The organism is Ruegeria sp. CH2, assembly GCF_056537065.1.
Map to the genome: position 1 here is coordinate 682,178 of NZ_JBQFQV010000001.1, position 15,357 is coordinate 697,534.

The window sequence follows — 15,357 nt, forward strand, 5'->3', positions numbered from 1 at the left end:
TCTGCCTGTCGCGTGTTTCGCGTTAGCGGCGAATCATCCCCAAAACGATTCGTCTGCCAATTTTGTTAGCGTAAGCTTAACACGCGGCAAATACGTTGCACACTTTGGCGTGAGGTTAACCGGCAAGTTCGGCGCGATTTAGCGCACAATGTGACCAAAGTTCGTCCATCGCCTGTACCAGACGGTTCATTTCGTCAGGTCCATGCACCGGAGAAGGGGTAAAGCGCAGACGCTCGGTTCCGCGCGGAACGGTCGGGAAATTGATCGGTTGCACATAAATGCCGTAATCATCCAACAGCATATCGCTGAGCTTCTTGGTATGGACCGGGTTTCCGACGATCACGGGCACGATATGGCTTCCGTGGTCGATCAGCGGCAGTCCCATCCCCTTCAACCGCAGCTTGAGGATTTTGGCCTGCGTCTGATGCTGCTCGCGCAGTTCAGGTGCAGTTTTCAGGTAGGCAACAGATGCGGCAGCCCCGGCCGCAACCGCAGGTGGCAGGGACGTGGTAAAGATAAAGCCCGGTGCGTATGACCGCACGGCGTCGCACATCTTGGCGCTGGCCGCGATATAGCCGCCCATCACGCCATAGGCCTTTGCCAGCGTGCCGTTGATGATGTCGATCCGGTGGGCAAGGTTATCGCGCTCGGTCACACCGCCCCCGCGGGGGCCATACATGCCCACGGCATGCACTTCATCGATATAGGTCAGCGCGCCGAATTCATCTGCCAGATCACAGATTTCTTCGATTGGACCAAAATCGCCATCCATTGAATAAACCGACTCGAATACGACCAGTTTGGGCGCGGCGGGGTCATCCGCCTCAAGCAGTTCGCGCAGATGCGCCACGTCATTGTGCCGGAAGATGCGCTTAGCCCCGCCATTCCGGCGTACGCCTTCGATCATCGAGGCATGGTTCAGCGCGTCAGAATAGATGATCAGGCCCGGGAACAGTTTGGGCAGCGTGCTGAGCGTTGCGTCATTGGCGATATAGGCGCTGGTAAAAAGCAGCGCGGCTTCCTTGCCGTGCAGATCGGCCAGTTCAGCCTCAAGCCTTTTGTGATAAACTGTGGTGCCCGAGATATTGCGTGTACCGCCCGAACCTGCACCGGCTGCATCAACAGCTTCGTGCATTGCATTCAGAACGACCGGGTTTTGCCCCATGCCCAGATAATCGTTGCCGCACCATACGGTGATGTTCTGCTGTGACCCGTCCGGACGTGTGCGCACCGCATGGGGAAAATACCCATTGCGACGTTCGATATCGATGAAGGTCCGGTAACGACCTTCATCATGCAGCCTGGCAATCGCTGAATCGAGCTGAGCAGTATAGTCCAAAGGACCCTCCTTGAACGCCCGTATCCGGTTTCCCATTGGGCGATATTTTCGCCACCTCCCACAGCTTACCCTGTTTCGGTGGCTTTGTGTTCCCTTATTCAGCTGGTTACAGCCGAAAAGGTGAACCCAACTTTGATTTGCATCAAATATAAGTTTGCACCCCATCCGACAAGTAAAGTTACGGCCATCGAACGCGTGGAAACGACGCAGGTCCCGCCTCCCTACCCAAAGCTTACACCGCCGGGCCGCAATTCGTGTCAACAACTCTGGACGGCGCCGACAACGCTGCTAGGGTTCGCGGGAACAAAAAACAGGCAGGAGCCCCCCATGTCGCTAGACGCCGTGTTGAACCGGATTGACGAAGATCTGCAAACCTCGATCGACCGCCTGATGGAACTGCTGCGCATCCCGTCGATCTCGACTGACCCCGCATACAAGGCCGAGGTTAGCCGCGCCGCGGACTGGCTGGTCGCCGATCTGAACAGCATCGGGATTGCGGCAGAGAAACGGGAAACACCGGGCCACCCGATGGTTGTTGGCCACGTGGGTGAGGACGCGACTGCGCCGCATTTCCTGTTTTATGGCCACTACGATGTGCAGCCGGTCGATCCGTTGAACCTGTGGAACCGGGATCCATTCGATCCCGCCATTGAGGACACCGAAACCGGACCGGTCATCCGCGGACGCGGAGCGTCAGACGACAAAGGCCAGCTAATGACTTTTGTCGAAGCCTGCCGCGCCTGGAAGGCCGTACACGGATCCTTGCCCTGCCGCATCACTTTCTTTTTCGAGGGCGAAGAAGAATCAGGCTCGCCCTCACTGGTTCCTTTCCTCAAGGAAAATGCCGCCGAACTCAAAGCGGATCTGGCGCTGGTCTGCGATACATCCATGGTATCACGCGGCGTTCCGTCGATTGCGGCGCAGTTGAGGGGCATGCTGAAGGACGAGTTTACCATTGTGGGGCCGCGCATCGACCTGCATTCCGGCCACTATGGCGGCCCGGGCCTGAATCCGCTGCGCGAACTGTCGAAAATCGTGACCTCTTTTTATGACGACGAAACCGGGCGGATCGCTGTCGACGGGTTCTACGAAGGCGTGCATGAAGTACCCGAAGACCAGTTGCGCCAATGGCAGAATTGCGGCTTCGACGAAGCGGATTATCTGAATTCGGTCGGCTACACCCAGCCGCATGGCGAAAAGGGTTACTCCACCTTGGAGCAACAATGGGCACGACCAACGCTCGAAGTGAACGGGCTGTGGGGTGGTTATAACGGTGCGGGCTCCAAAACCGTTATTCCGTCCAAGGCCCATTGCAAAATCACCTGCCGTCTTGTTGGTGACATGGACCCGGACGCGCTGCGCGCCAAAATCCGCAAACATGTCGAGGATCAGCTATCCCCGGACGCCAAAGTGGTCTGGGATAACGATATGGAAGGGTCTCCCGCTTCGGTCATGAATATCACCCGCCCCGAATTCGAAGCCGCGCGCGGCGCATTGTCGGATGAATGGGACCGCGAGGCAGTGTTCACTGGAATGGGGGGATCAATCCCTGTTGTCGGCTATTTCAACACCGTTCTGGGGCTCGACTCGATGCTGGTTGGCTATGCAAACGAAGATGATGCCATCCATTCGCCGAACGAGAAATATGACGTGAAAAGCTTCCACAAGGGCATCCGGTCATGGGCGCGCATTCTGGATGCTTTGAACAAATAGGTCTTATGCGAGGCTCTGCCTCGCGCTCCGGGATATTTGCAGCCAGATGAATAAAGGATCCCTGCTTCATCTGGCCTAAAATATCCCGGGGGAGGCGCGCGGCACGCGCGGCGGGGGCAGAGCCCCCAACCCTGACGGGGAACTACGCCGATCTTACATATGGATCACGCGACCATAGGCATCCAGCACACTTTCGTGCATCATCTCTGACAGTGTCGGGTGCGGGAAGACGGTGTTCATCAGGTCTTCTTCCGTTGTCTCCAGCTGGCGACCGACCACGTAACCCTGAATCAGTTCGGTAACTTCGGCACCGATCATGTGGGCGCCCAGCAACTCGCCTGTTTTCGCATCAAACACGGTTTTGATCAGCCCGTCCGGCTCACCCAAGGCTATGGCCTTGCCATTGCCGATAAAGGGAAAGCGGCCGACTTTGATGTCGTAACCCAGCTCTTTGGCCTTTGCTTCGGTATATCCAACCGAGGCAACCTGAGGCTGGCAATAGGTGCATCCCGCGATGCTTTCGGGTTTGACCGGGTGCGCATGTTGACCCGCGATGAGGTCCGCGACCATGACACCCTCGTGGCTTGCTTTATGTGCAAGCCAGGGCGCGCCTGCGATGTCACCGATCGCATAAAGGCCCTCAACGCCGGTGCGGCAATACTCGTCCGTAACCACATGTGTCCGGTCGATCTTGACGCCCAGAGCTTCCAGACCAAGGTTTTCGATATTGCCAACGATCCCGACAGCCGAGATCACTGTGTCGAACTCTTGTTTCTCGACCTTGCCCTTTACCTCGATATGCGCGGTCACTTTCCCCTTGCCACGGTCCAGCTGCTTGACCATGGCTTTTTCCATGATGGTCATGCCCTGTTTGGTGAACGCCTTCTTGGCCAATGCGCTGATTTCGGCGTCTTCGACCGGCAACACCCGGTCCATCACCTCGACAACTGTGGTGTCTGCGCCCAGCGTATTGTAGAAGCTGGCAAACTCGATGCCGATCGCACCAGACCCGATGACGAGCAGTTTTTTCGGCATCCGCGGCGGTTGCAGTGCGTGCTTGTACGTCCAGACCAGATCGCCGTCAGCTTCAAGGCCCGGCAGTTCCCGCGCCCGTGCCCCGGTTGCGAGAATGATGTTCTTGGCGGTCAGTTCCTCGGTGCCTTTGTCGGTCTTGACGCTGACCTTGCCCTTTGCAGGGATCGTGGCCTGCCCCATTACAACGGCAACCTTGTTCTTCTTCAGCAGATGGCCAATGCCTCCTGACAGCTGCGCGGCCACGCCACGGGATCGTTTGACCACCGCGTCCAGATCATATCCGATCTTTTCGGCTTTCAGACCGAAATCCTTGGCGCGCTCCATCAGATGGAACACTTCGGACGACCGCAACAGCGCCTTGGTCGGAATACAGCCCCAGTTCAGGCAGATCCCCCCCAAATGCTCGCGCTCGACCACTGCGGTTTTCAGGCCCAGCTGGGCTGCGCGGATTGCAGCGACATAGCCGCCGGGGCCAGCCCCGATTACGATCAGATCATAGGATTGTGCAGCCATGTGTTCCTCTCGGCGCAGGAGTTGAAAATTTAGTTTACCATTAAACTATTATTCGGAACGCATCAACACACCGTTCCCGCGACAAATAGGACGCAGGGTAAGCGATGCCTGAACTTGCGGATTTCAGCCTATACCCCGGGCCATGCAATGGCTAGAAAAGAAACGCCGACACCGGTCGGACCTATTCTTTTCTCAACCCATTCAAGGGGCTGACCATGGCCAAAACTCTGAAAGATCTGCTGCTTGCCCTGCTCAACGCCACATTGATACTTGTTGCGCTGTGCCTGTTTCTGGGCTGGAAACTGGCGTCGAAAGCCGAAAGCATCACTGCTGAAGTCTCGCAAACGGTTCAGGCCGTGGCCCCCCTCCGGGATGAGGCAAAGGGCATTCGGGACGAGCTTGCGGCGTTGCGGACTGATTTGACGGTACTTTTACAACAAGACACGTTGGCAGACAGCCAAGCCGCGCAAAACCTCCGGGCAACGCTGGGGCGCCTGAATGCAGCAGAACAGAAGCTGCAAACGGTTCAGGAGCGGATTTCGGAACTTACTGACACGCCAGAAGTGCTGATTGCGCAGGCGATCCAAACCGGTGCCGATATCGCGGCAGAACGCGTTTTGGCATTGCGGGGATGTACACCGGAGTCATAAAGCGCAGCCGCGACCAAAGCGCGGTTGCGGCTTCGCGCTCAGCCCGTTGCCTGTAGTTCGCGCACGGTCGTGCCGTACCCGCCCATATCGACATAGGCAGTTTCATGCGGGGTCGAGCTGCGGGACAGCGCCGCGTTCCGATACGGGAAACGACCGAACTTGCGGATCACCTCGCGATGCGCTCTGGCGTGCAGAAGGTTGCTTGCGTCACTGCTCATGTTTTGGCAGATCAGACGCACACAGCGTTCCTGATCACACAGGTTTTCCGAGTGCATCATGGGCAGGTAAAAGAACTGTCTGGCCGGTTCGTCAATCTTTTTGTCCCAGCCTTTGTCGACCGCACATTTCGCTGCCGCCAAAGCCGCGCGATCGGTCGAGAAGGCACGCGCCTCCCCCCGGAACATGTTGCGCGGGAACTGATCTGTCAGGATGATATAGGCAAGCGCCCCGCTGGGGTAAGTCAACCAGAGCGAAAACCGGCCCGCTGCCGCCGCTTCCCAAGTTGGCTGAAACCGCGCCCGAATGTCTGCATCCAGCGCCTCATCCTCAAGATACCAACCCTTAGGGCCAACTTCATCTAACCAAAAACTCAATACTTCTTCAGGCGTTACCATTGCCTTAAACTCCGTCAATTGCCCGCGCCCCAGACGTAACGTCATTTAAGTCCCTTTTACAGAACTGTTACAGTAACATATTGCAACACAAACGACATAATTCCGTGTCTCAAGCGGTTTCGCGCGAACCCTCTTCGAACTCGGCTTCTGCCGCCTCTATCGCAACTTCCTGTGCAACCTCGAATGCAACGGGCGATGCGGTTGGATAAAGCGTCGACATGGTGCTGGTTTCATCAACAGGAATGGCTGCACGCTGGGTCATCCGGTAGACCGAATAGGCGGCCAACGCGACAAGCAACACGGCGATGATCAGGAAAAAGCCCGGCGGGCCAAACACTGCATCCCCCATCAGCCAACCTGTGATAACAGGTCCGGTAATTGCCCCAAGGCCGTTGATAAAGATCAGGCCGCCGGATGCCGCGGCCATATCTTCGTATTCCAGAAAATCGTTGGTGTGCGCAATCAGCAATGAATACAAAGGGTTGGTCATTCCGCCGATCACAAAAGCAGACGCCAGAAGGATTTCGAAGGAAAAGCCATAAAGCATACCACTGACGGCGCCAACAGCCCCGGTTGCCGCAACCAACAGGATCAGGAAACGCCTGTCCATCCGGTCGGAAAACCAGCCCAGCGGGTATTGCAGGACAATTGCCCCAACATAGAACGCCGCCACAAATGCCGAGATTTCAACCAAGGACAATCCGGCCTGAGCCCCATAAACCGCCGACATCCCAAACTGCGCCGAGAACACGCCCCCCAGCAGGAACATGCCGACACACCCCAGCGGAGAGCTTTTCATCAACTCCCGCAGCGTCATCGGCTTGGTGGTATCGAACGCCGGAGTTGGTGAGATCGACAGCAAAATCGGTGCGAAAGAAACCGAAACAAGGATCGAGGCGATCACGAATGTTTCGTACCCGGCCGGGTCGCCCAACAGGAAAAGGCCCTGCGCGCCGATGATACCCAACATCTGAACGATCATGTAAAGCGACAGGGCCTGCCCGCGGTTTTCATTATTGGCTGCGTTGTTGAGCCAGCTTTCCGCAGTGACGTAAACACCCGAGAAACAGAACCCGATCACCACGCGCCCCAGAACCCAGGCAATCGGGTCTGCCAGCATCGGATACATGATCATCACGGCCGAAATGAAAGACGCCAGTGCCGCAAAGACCCGCACATGGCCAACACGCCGGATCATCTCGGGCGCAAGCCGTGAACCGCCCAGAAAACCAACGAAATAAGCTGACATTACAAAAGACATCTCAAGGGTCGAAAATCCCTCAAGCTGTCCACGAACACCCAGGATCGTGCCCTGAAGGCCGTTTCCGACCATCAGCAACCCCATGCCGAGCAACAATGCCCATGCGCTGGACAGAACCTGAATCATTTGGGCCTCCGATAGGTGCCAACCTTGTTTGAGTTTTGTTCTGCGATCAAAGACCGCTTCCATCGCGCTTGTCTACGACATTCCCTGTCGGTGATGCCGTATGCGCGCCTATCCGGGGATCAAAAGCGACGCATCGCCATAAGAAAAGAACCGGTATTTCTGTGCGATGGCATGGGTGTAAACCTCGCGCATCCGGTCCTGACCCATTAACGCTGAAACCAGCATCAGCAGCGTGGATTTTGGCAGATGAAAGTTTGTCATCAGCGCATCGGTCACATGAAACCGGAAACCGGGATAGATGAAGATATCGGTGTCACCTTCCCACGGTTCGATCGCGCCCGAACGCGCAGCACTTTCGATCAGGCGCAGGGCAGTGGTGCCCACCGGGATGACACGCCCGCCCGCAGCTTTTGTGGCCTGTATCTCGGCAACAGCCTCGGCGCTGACCTGCCCCCATTCGGCATGCATCTTGTGGGTTGTCACATCCTCGACCTTGACCGGCAGGAAGGTTCCGGCGCCAACATGCAGGGTCACATGTGTGACGGCGACACCCCGTTCCGACAAAGCCTGCATCAGGGCATCGTCAAAATGCAACGAGGCGGTCGGCGCTGCCACCGCACCGGACCTGCGGGCCCAGATGGTCTGATAATCCATCTTGTCCTGCTCGTCCGCCGGACGTTTGGCGGCGATATAGGGCGGCAACGGCATTACACCGGCCTGATCCAGCGCCTTGTCGAAATCCTGACCGCTGAGATTGAAGCGCAAAATGGCCTGCCCGTCTTCCACCCGATCCAGCGTCGCGCTCAGATCGGCGGAAAATACAATCTCTTCCCCCGGCTTCACTTTCTTCAGCGGCTTGATGAGCGCAGACCAAGTGCCATCGGCCTGTGGGTCCAGCAGAGTGGCCTCGATCCCGGCGGAAACCGGGCCTTGCGCGCTGTCCCTGTGGCGCCGCCCGTTCAGGCGCGCCGGGATAACGCGTGTGTCGTTCAACACCAGCCGGTCACCCGGACGCAGGAAATCGGGCAGATCGAACACGTGGCTGTCCACTGTACCACCCCCCTGCGCCACAAGCAGGCGCGCAGAGGATCGCGGGCAGGCAGGCCGCGTTGCAATCAGGTCGTCGGGCAGGTCGAAATCAAAATCGCTGAGCTTCATGACCGCGCCTTACAACCCCACAAAAGATTCGGCCATATCCCCTCAGCGGTCACTGGGAGGAGAGCCAAAAGTCGGTTTCGGCTCGTCAGGTTCCACCGGCGCAGCATTGGGGCCGTCCGAGACCGTTGGCGCAGGCTGACGCAAGAGATCACGCAGAAAAAGGGGCGCCAGACCGGACAGAGGGTTCACCGCGACTTTGGGCGAGGATATCGGCCCGGTGAGCGTGTAATTGAACCCAAAGACGCCTTCACCCTTGCGGGTAAATACGCTGCCAACGGCATTTAGAAGGTAAATCGGTGAAATCGCCCCCCGCAGGTTCAGCAGGCTGTTCACGGTGTCGATTGTGCCATCAAACGAAAGCCCCATTGACGGGCCAACAGCGCTGCCACTCAGCACTTTGATGTCAGTGGGCGATATCCTCATGCGGCTGTCAATCGCCGAAAAGAAGATCCCCTGCCCGGCCATCTCGTCCAGCAGACCAACAAGGCTGATCGCGTTCAGGATCGCGGCCATGGCCGGGGCATCGGTGATCCGCGTATTTACGATTTTCAGGATCACGTCGTAACTGCCGGGCGCAGCCACCGGTTCAAGCTTGAGGTCCAGATCACCGCCGCGCGCCTGCGTCAGAACCCCGGCTGATCGCAAAACGGCCCCCGCGTCTTTCGACGTCAGGTCAACGGCGCTTCGATTTCCCCGCGGGGTCACTTGACCGGCAACAGCCGCTCCGCCGTTCACCCGCGCTGTGAAAGTGCCATTTACGCCACCGGTTGTCTGGAACGCCCCCCGGAAACCTGTCAGCGCGACAGTTTCGGTGACCTTAAGACGGTCCAGTGCCACGTCCAGATTCGGCCCGGGGGCCCCGCCGCCACCCGATCCTCCGCTGCTTTCCCCGAAGTTTGCACGCCCCATGTTCAGCACACCGCCTAAGACGCGGATATCCGGGACAGCAGCCCCCCGCCCGATCAGTTCCGCCGGAACCGCCAGCCAGTCCCCCAGATCGAACGAGCTGAAATGGACGCGGTCATATTCACCGTTTTCGTGAAAGGAAATGGATGCGGTTGTGCGCAGTCCCGCTGCATCGATCCGCAGGTCGTCCACCTTCAGCTGCGCGCCCAACGTCGCGTCCGCAGTCAGCGATCCCGTGGTGTTCGCTGCCTTGCGCCAGCCAAGTTCGGGGATGGCAAGTGCCACGCCCTGAAGGTCCGAAACAACAGACAGTTTCGGAGGTACCCCAGCGCCCAGGCCCAGTGTAATATCGGCAGTTCCTTTGCCCGTCAGCATCCCCGGCGGCAGACCGGCCCTGATCTCATCCATCAGACGCGGGGACAGTTCGATCTGGCCGGTCAAGGTGCTGCGCTGTTCGGTTTCGCCGTCAATGGGTTGCTGCCAAAGCGCCTCTAGCGGTACATCGCCGAACTGACCCAGTCCCTGAATCTGAACACCCGACTGATTGCCGGAAATATCCAGCATCGGGGCACTTACGGAAAATCCCGGCACCAGACGGTCACTGGACAGATTGGCCAGCGTTCCGTTGAAGTGAAATTCGGTATCCTGAAACTTCAACTCTTTTATCAACGGCAGGGACAGCGTTCCGGTCAACGCAACCGTGCCTGTGGCAACGTCAACGGGCAACCCGGCCTTGCTCAGCAATTCCAGCGGCGGTCGGTCCAGCAGCGACAACGCAGAGGTCACGCTGCCCTTTGCCTGAATACGCGCGATGCCGGGTGCGGATTTCTTGATATCCGTGTCAGGTATGATGAAGGACGTCCCCGCGGCATCCACACTCCCCCCGTCATCGGCGATCACCACCCCGTGCTGCGCAGTGACCGTAAACCGGCTGTCGATCAGACTGGCCTGCCCCTGTGCATTCTCGATCGGCGGCAGGGTCTTGGCAAAGCGGACCTTGGCCTGATCGAACCCGAAATCAAGATACAGATCCGGTTTGGAACCGGGCTCCAGACGCAGGGCGAAATCCATGTCTGACAGAACCCCCTGATAGAGGTTTTCCGTCACCCATTCCCGCGGCTTCGGCGCCAGACGCTCGGGCCAGTAACTCAGAACATTGTCCGAGCTCATCTGATCCAGATGGGCATCCAGCGCCACAGCCCAGCCATCGGGACGCCCGTGCAATACCCCGAAGGCGCGCACGGTGTGGCCCGGATCCTCGATGGTCATCTGGCCAAGGCGCAGCTGGAACGGGTTGAACGCCATCTTGAAATCCACGCTGGCGCGCGACAGCTGAATCGGCTCTGGGAACAGGTTCGCCGGGTTCACATTGATCCCGGACAAGCGCAACTGCGTCTCCAGACTGTCCAGCACACCATCCTCAGCCCCTTGCAGAAACGCCTTACCATCGGCCTGAACCTCGCCCCAGGCCGACACCACCGACACCTCATTGAAGTCCAGCATCTGGGCTTTCGGGTCATAGGTGAAATACGTGCGAGCAGATTCGAAAGGAACCGGGCGCGTTTCCGGGTTGGGCTGCACCGCCCCGGCCCCCAGATTGAGGGTTGCGAACACGGTTCCTGTGGCCCCGTTCTCATCGACACTGCCCCGCAAAGCCCCTGAAATCGGTGCGCGTAGAACCTGCAACCAGGCAAGGGCCGGGCTTTGGCCTGCTATGTCTTCGGCCGGAAGATCGGTGACCGAGATGCCAAAGCTGGCGGCAGGCGTGCCCAGCACGCTGGTATAGTTGGCCTCGATACTGCTGACATAGTCACGCCCGGCCAGAACCGAAAACCCGGTCGCAAGCCGCACTTCGTTGTCACTGCGGTTCGCCTGAATATGCCCACCGTCCAGAACCCACGACCGCCCCTGCCGCAGGTCGCGGTAATCCAGCGTAATCGCATCAAGTTCGACCGAGGTCAGCGCCGACAGGAGCGGAGACTGAAACACCTCGTCCGATCCCTCGATCAGCTGTGCAAGGTCCGGCGCTTCCTGCACCGGCGCGCTGCCCGATCCCACGGTCAGGGTCAGCGCCCCGTCCTGATCGCGGGTCATGGCGATCTGCGCGCCGCTCAGAATGATGCGCTTGGGCCGGACCTGACCGCGCAGCAAGGGACGCATGGCCAGGCTGGCGCGCATATCGGATACCTGCGCAATCTGCTGGCCTGCGGCGTCACTGATGGCAACATCGGTCAGCCGCAGACGGGGGCGCCAGCCTTCGTGGATGATGAAACTGACGTCTCCAAACCGGATTTGCAGCCCGCCCAGCGCCCGTTCCAGCCGGGCTTCGACCCTGTCGCGCAGCCACACAGGTGCGTGCATCCTCTGCCCCACGACCATGAAACCGGTGAACATCGCCAGAAGCACCAGCACGATGGCCCCACGCATGGCCCACAGACCAGCGGTGCGGCGGCGCGACCGACGGCGCACAGGCTTGCCCGGCTTTGCTTCGTCGTCTTCGTGCTGCTTCAATTTGCTATCCACGCCTTCCAACCCGCACGCGTTGCCCTATGATGAAGGGCAGCCTTTAAAAACCTTTAGCGGAGTTTCCAATGCCCGACGTTTCAGACATCGCCCCCGACTTCACTTTGCCGCGCGACGGCGGTGGCGAGGTGACGCTTTCGGCGTTGCGCGGTGGCACCGTGGTTTTGTTCTTCTATCCCCGTGATGATACGCCGGGCTGCACCAAGGAATCCATCGGTTTCTCAGAGCAGCTTCAGGCGTTTACCGAGGCAGGGGCTCACGTTTTCGGCATTTCGCGGGACAGCGTCGCCAAGCATGACAAGTTTGTCGCCAAACACGGGCTGACCACTCCGCTCTTGTCGGACGAAGGCTCGACCGTCTGCGAGGACTATGGCGTATGGGTTGAAAAGAACATGTATGGCCGGAAATCGATGGGGATCGAGCGATCGACCTTTGTCATTGATAGCGAGGGACGCATTGCCAAGGTCTGGCGCAAGGTCAAGGTGCCCGACCATGTGGATGAGGTGCTGGAAGCGGTGAAGGCGCTCTAAGCCCCCCTCGACCTGCCGCGCCATCCGGTCTATCACCCGCGCTGACATGCCAAAGGCGGAGCAACCCGGTGCCCAAAACACTGACACAGATGGCGACAGAGGTTCTGACAACAGCGGACGGGCGGGCCAAAACCGCCCTGTCCAAAGCCCATGCCGCCGCGTGGTTTGCTTCCCGCAAGGCCGAGGGTGAGCCGATCGAGATCGGCACCGCATCACCGCCCCTGTCCCCCGCGCGCCCGGACAAGCCCGCGCTGTTGTCTCCGCGTGAGGTACCCAAACGGAAACCGGGTACCGAGGCCGGGCGCATTGCCCTGCTACACGCGGTTGCCCATATCGAGCTGAACGCCGTCGATCTGCACTGGGACATCATCGCGCGCTTTGGCCATGTACCCATGCCCATCGGGTTCTATGATGACTGGGTGAAATGCGCCGAAGAAGAATCGCGCCATTTCGAGATGGTCTGCGATTGTCTGGAACAGATGGGCAGCCATTATGGTGCCCTGCCCGCCCATGCTGGCATGTGGCGCGCCGCCGAAGATACAGCCGAAGATCTGATGGGGCGGCTGGCCGTTGTACCCATGGTGCTTGAGGCGCGTGGGCTGGATGTCACTCCCGGCATGATCGAGATATTCCGCAAGGCCAAGGCCGCGCAGGCCATCGCCGCGCTCGAGGTAATCTATGCCGAAGAGGTCGGCCACGTCGCTTACGGCTCAAAATGGTTCCACTTCCTGTGTGGCCGCGAAAACGCCGACCCCAAGGATGTGTTTCACGCGCTGGTCCGGCGGTACTTCCACGGTGTTCTCAAGCCCCCCTTCAACGAAGAAAAACGGGCCGAAGCCGGGTTGCCCCCCGATTTCTACTGGCCCCTGACCGAAGACATGCCCGCACCCGGAGACCTCTCGAACTGACACTTCTGCGTCATTTTCGGCAAAATCTCGCCGATCTTTGCGGGATATCAGCGCCATTTGCAACTGATTGGTCAACAAACTTGCCCGAACGCCCCTGCCGCTTTATGCAATCGGCGCAAGGGACGGCAGGCACTCACGACCGGTTCCGATCTTGGGGATGAAAGGTAGGGCGCGTGCGAACACGTCTGGCAATAAAACTGCACTCACTGCTTGAGAGGCATTTCCCGGAACGCCGGGTCTTTCTGAAATCCGACACAGACACAAAATTTATCCGGCTCAGTTCGGAAACTCAGGTCGTCGCAGTGGCCGGCGTTGCCGTCATGGTCGGATGGACAGCTGTTGCGACAGCCATACTGTTGATGGACAGCATCGGGGCCGGGAATTTCCGGGAACAGGCAAAGCGCGATCAGGCCATCTATCAGGAACGCCTGAACACCCTGTCGGCAGAACGCGATTCCCGCGCGCATGAGGCACTGGCCGCTCAGGACCGATTCAATGCCGCGCTGGACCAGATTTCCGCGATGCAGTCGGAACTGCTGGCCTCGGAAAACCGTCGCCGCGAGCTTGAGACAGGTATTGAAGTCATCCAGACGACATTGCGCGCCACGATGAAACAGCGCGAGGAGGCGCGCTCAGAGCTGGCCCAATTGAAACAGGACACCAGCGGATCCGATATGTATGCCGCGGTTTCCAGCGCCCCGGTGCAGATGGCCTTTATGACGGACGCCTTGGCGCGAACCGCCAAAGAACGCGACCTGATCGCCACCAACGCGCAGGACGCGTTGGAACAGCGGGACGACCTGGAACTGGAAATCCGTCTGATGCAGGAACGCAGCGACGAGATTTTCCGCCAGTTGGAAGAGGCGATGGTCATCTCGGTCGAACCTCTGGACAAGATGTTCCGAGAGGCCGGAATGCCGACAGATCGCATCATCGAAGAGGTCCGGCGCGGATATAGCGGTATGGGCGGTCCGCTGACCCCTTTATCCCTTAGCACACGCGGCGAAGAAGACGAGCTTTCGCCCGAAGAAGTCCGCGCAAACACGTTGCTGCGCCAGATGGATCAGCTGAACCTGTACCGGATTGCTGCGGAAAAGGCCCCCTTCGCCAATCCCGTACATTCTGCCGTGCGTTTCACCAGTGGCTACGGCAACCGGCGTGACCCCAAGTCCGGTGGTCGTCGGCAGCATAACGGTGTCGATTTTGCGGGACCGCAAGGCACCGATATATTCGCGACCGCTGATGGTGTGGTCACGCATGCCGGCTGGCAATCAGGCTTCGGACGCCTTGTGAAGATCAAGCACGCGTTCGGAATTGAGACACTTTATGCTCATAACACCAAGATCAACGTAAAGGTCGGCCAAAGGGTCTCGCGCGGGGATCATATTGCTGATATGGGTAGCACCGGACGGTCCACCGGCACGCATCTGCACTATGAGGTGCGCGTGAACGGAAATCCCGTAAACCCAATGACTTACATCAAGGCTGCGAAAAATGTTTTCTAAAAGCAAAATCAACGAGCCCGCACCCAAAGCACCTGAGGCGGCCAAACCTGCCGCTCCGGCGACCCCAGCGGCCCCTGCTCCGGCTGACGCGAAACCTGCAATGGCACCCAAGCCCAAGCCGCCGGCCTCGGTCCTGTCCTCGGATCTGCACATCACCGGCAACATCAAGACCAGCGGTGACATTCAGGTGGAAGGCACCGTCGAAGGCGACATTCGCGCCCATCTGCTGACCATTGGTGAATCGGCAACGATCAAGGGCGAAGTCACCGCAGATGACGTTGTGATCAACGGTCGCATCGTTGGCCGCGTGCGTGGTCTCAAGGTTCGCCTGACCTCGACCGCCCGTGTCGAAGGTGACATCATCCACAAGACCATCGCCATTGAAAGCGGCGCGCATTTCGAAGGCTCGGTTCAGCGTCAGGACGACCCCCTGAACCCCGGCCGCAGCGCCAAAGCCGGATCGAACCCGGCGGCAGAAGTCAAGCAGTAAGCAGACTGCATTTCTTGTCAGGACGCCGTGGGGAAACCCGTGGCGTCTTTTCTTTTGCGTGCCCGGTTGATCCGGGTTTCCCGTTT

Annotated in this window: 12 protein-coding genes; 6 read left to right on the plus strand and 6 right to left on the minus strand. The window is 59.0% G+C overall.

Annotated elements, in window-relative coordinates:
- Positions 1–115: 115 nt before the first annotated feature.
- Positions 116–1,339, minus strand: coding sequence for a 5-aminolevulinate synthase (hemA, locus tag ACR0M9_RS03385; protein ID WP_480772843.1), 1,224 nt, complete (start codon positions 1,337–1,339; stop codon positions 116–118).
- 327 nt (positions 1,340–1,666) lie between these two features.
- Between hemA and ACR0M9_RS03390 the strand changes: the two genes are divergently transcribed.
- Positions 1,667–3,052, plus strand: a complete 1,386-nt coding sequence (locus ACR0M9_RS03390; RefSeq protein WP_480473343.1) for a M20/M25/M40 family metallo-hydrolase — start codon at positions 1,667–1,669, stop codon at positions 3,050–3,052.
- Positions 3,053–3,205: 153 nt separating this feature from the next.
- On the opposite strand, the gene lpdA is transcribed toward ACR0M9_RS03390, so the two are convergent.
- Positions 3,206–4,600, minus strand: coding sequence for a dihydrolipoyl dehydrogenase (gene lpdA, locus ACR0M9_RS03395; protein WP_480517424.1), 1,395 nt, complete (start codon positions 4,598–4,600; stop codon positions 3,206–3,208).
- Between the two features lie 215 nt (positions 4,601–4,815).
- Here lpdA and ACR0M9_RS03400 point away from each other — a divergent pair, with 215 nt between their 5' ends.
- Entirely contained in the window at positions 4,816–5,250 is a 435-nt protein-coding gene (locus ACR0M9_RS03400) for a hypothetical protein (protein WP_480772844.1), read from the plus strand.
- A 38-nt stretch (positions 5,251–5,288) separates the two neighbouring features.
- Here the strand turns inward: ACR0M9_RS03400 and ACR0M9_RS03405 are convergent, their stop codons facing one another.
- The 4 genes from ACR0M9_RS03405 to ACR0M9_RS03420 form a co-directional block, all read right to left on the minus strand.
- Positions 5,289–5,864: a DUF924 family protein gene (locus tag ACR0M9_RS03405; protein WP_267364025.1), complete on the minus strand. Its 576-nt coding sequence runs from the start codon at positions 5,862–5,864 to the stop codon at positions 5,289–5,291.
- Between the two features lie 109 nt (positions 5,865–5,973).
- A complete protein-coding gene (locus ACR0M9_RS03410) occupies positions 5,974–7,251 on the minus strand; it encodes an MFS transporter (RefSeq protein ID WP_480504774.1) in 1,278 nt (425 codons plus the stop codon).
- A 108-nt stretch (positions 7,252–7,359) separates the two neighbouring features.
- Positions 7,360–8,409: a tRNA preQ1(34) S-adenosylmethionine ribosyltransferase-isomerase QueA gene (queA, locus tag ACR0M9_RS03415; protein WP_480772845.1), complete on the minus strand. Its 1,050-nt coding sequence runs from the start codon at positions 8,407–8,409 to the stop codon at positions 7,360–7,362.
- Positions 8,410–8,451: 42 nt separating this feature from the next.
- Positions 8,452–11,838: a YhdP family protein gene (locus tag ACR0M9_RS03420; protein ID WP_480772846.1), complete on the minus strand. Its 3,387-nt coding sequence runs from the start codon at positions 11,836–11,838 to the stop codon at positions 8,452–8,454.
- A 68-nt stretch (positions 11,839–11,906) separates the two neighbouring features.
- On the opposite strand from ACR0M9_RS03420, the gene ACR0M9_RS03425 reads away from it, so the two are divergent.
- From ACR0M9_RS03425 to ACR0M9_RS03440, 4 genes are all read left to right on the plus strand, one after another.
- Positions 11,907–12,368 (plus strand): peroxiredoxin, encoded by a 462-nt coding sequence (locus tag ACR0M9_RS03425; protein WP_480492993.1) that lies wholly within the window; start codon positions 11,907–11,909, stop codon positions 12,366–12,368.
- An 89-nt stretch (positions 12,369–12,457) separates the two neighbouring features.
- The gene (locus ACR0M9_RS03430) at positions 12,458–13,276 is read left to right on the plus strand and encodes a ferritin-like domain-containing protein (RefSeq protein ID WP_480772950.1); all 819 of its coding nucleotides are present in this window, start codon (positions 12,458–12,460) and stop codon (positions 13,274–13,276) included.
- 173 nt (positions 13,277–13,449) lie between these two features.
- Positions 13,450–14,781, plus strand: coding sequence for a DUF5930 domain-containing protein (locus tag ACR0M9_RS03435; RefSeq protein WP_480504766.1), 1,332 nt, complete (start codon positions 13,450–13,452; stop codon positions 14,779–14,781).
- Positions 14,771–15,271 carry a bactofilin family protein gene (locus ACR0M9_RS03440; RefSeq protein WP_209596778.1) on the plus strand — a complete coding sequence of 167 codons (501 nt, stop codon included), beginning with the start codon at positions 14,771–14,773 and terminating at the stop codon, positions 15,269–15,271. The genes ACR0M9_RS03435 and ACR0M9_RS03440 overlap by 11 nt, the downstream gene beginning before the upstream one ends.
- Positions 15,272–15,357: the final 86 nt, after the last annotated feature.

What these genes read in the sequence shown, in the direction of transcription:
- ACR0M9_RS03390 (WP_480473343.1), top strand. Translation starts at nt 1,667, where the DNA reads ATGTCGCTAGACGCCGTGTTGAACCGGATTGACGAAGATCTGCAAACC.
- lpdA (WP_480517424.1), bottom strand. Translation starts at nt 4,600, where the DNA reads ATGGCTGCACAATCCTATGATCTGATCGTAATCGGGGCTGGCCCCGGC.
- ACR0M9_RS03400 (WP_480772844.1), top strand. Translation starts at nt 4,816, where the DNA reads ATGGCCAAAACTCTGAAAGATCTGCTGCTTGCCCTGCTCAACGCCACA.
- ACR0M9_RS03405 (WP_267364025.1), bottom strand. Translation starts at nt 5,864, where the DNA reads ATGGTAACGCCTGAAGAAGTATTGAGTTTTTGGTTAGATGAAGTTGGC.
- ACR0M9_RS03410 (WP_480504774.1), bottom strand. Translation starts at nt 7,251, where the DNA reads ATGATTCAGGTTCTGTCCAGCGCATGGGCATTGTTGCTCGGCATGGGG.
- queA (WP_480772845.1), bottom strand. Translation starts at nt 8,409, where the DNA reads ATGAAGCTCAGCGATTTTGATTTCGACCTGCCCGACGACCTGATTGCA.
- ACR0M9_RS03425 (WP_480492993.1), top strand. Translation starts at nt 11,907, where the DNA reads ATGCCCGACGTTTCAGACATCGCCCCCGACTTCACTTTGCCGCGCGAC.
- ACR0M9_RS03430 (WP_480772950.1), top strand. Translation starts at nt 12,458, where the DNA reads ATGGCGACAGAGGTTCTGACAACAGCGGACGGGCGGGCCAAAACCGCC.
- ACR0M9_RS03440 (WP_209596778.1), top strand. Translation starts at nt 14,771, where the DNA reads ATGTTTTCTAAAAGCAAAATCAACGAGCCCGCACCCAAAGCACCTGAG.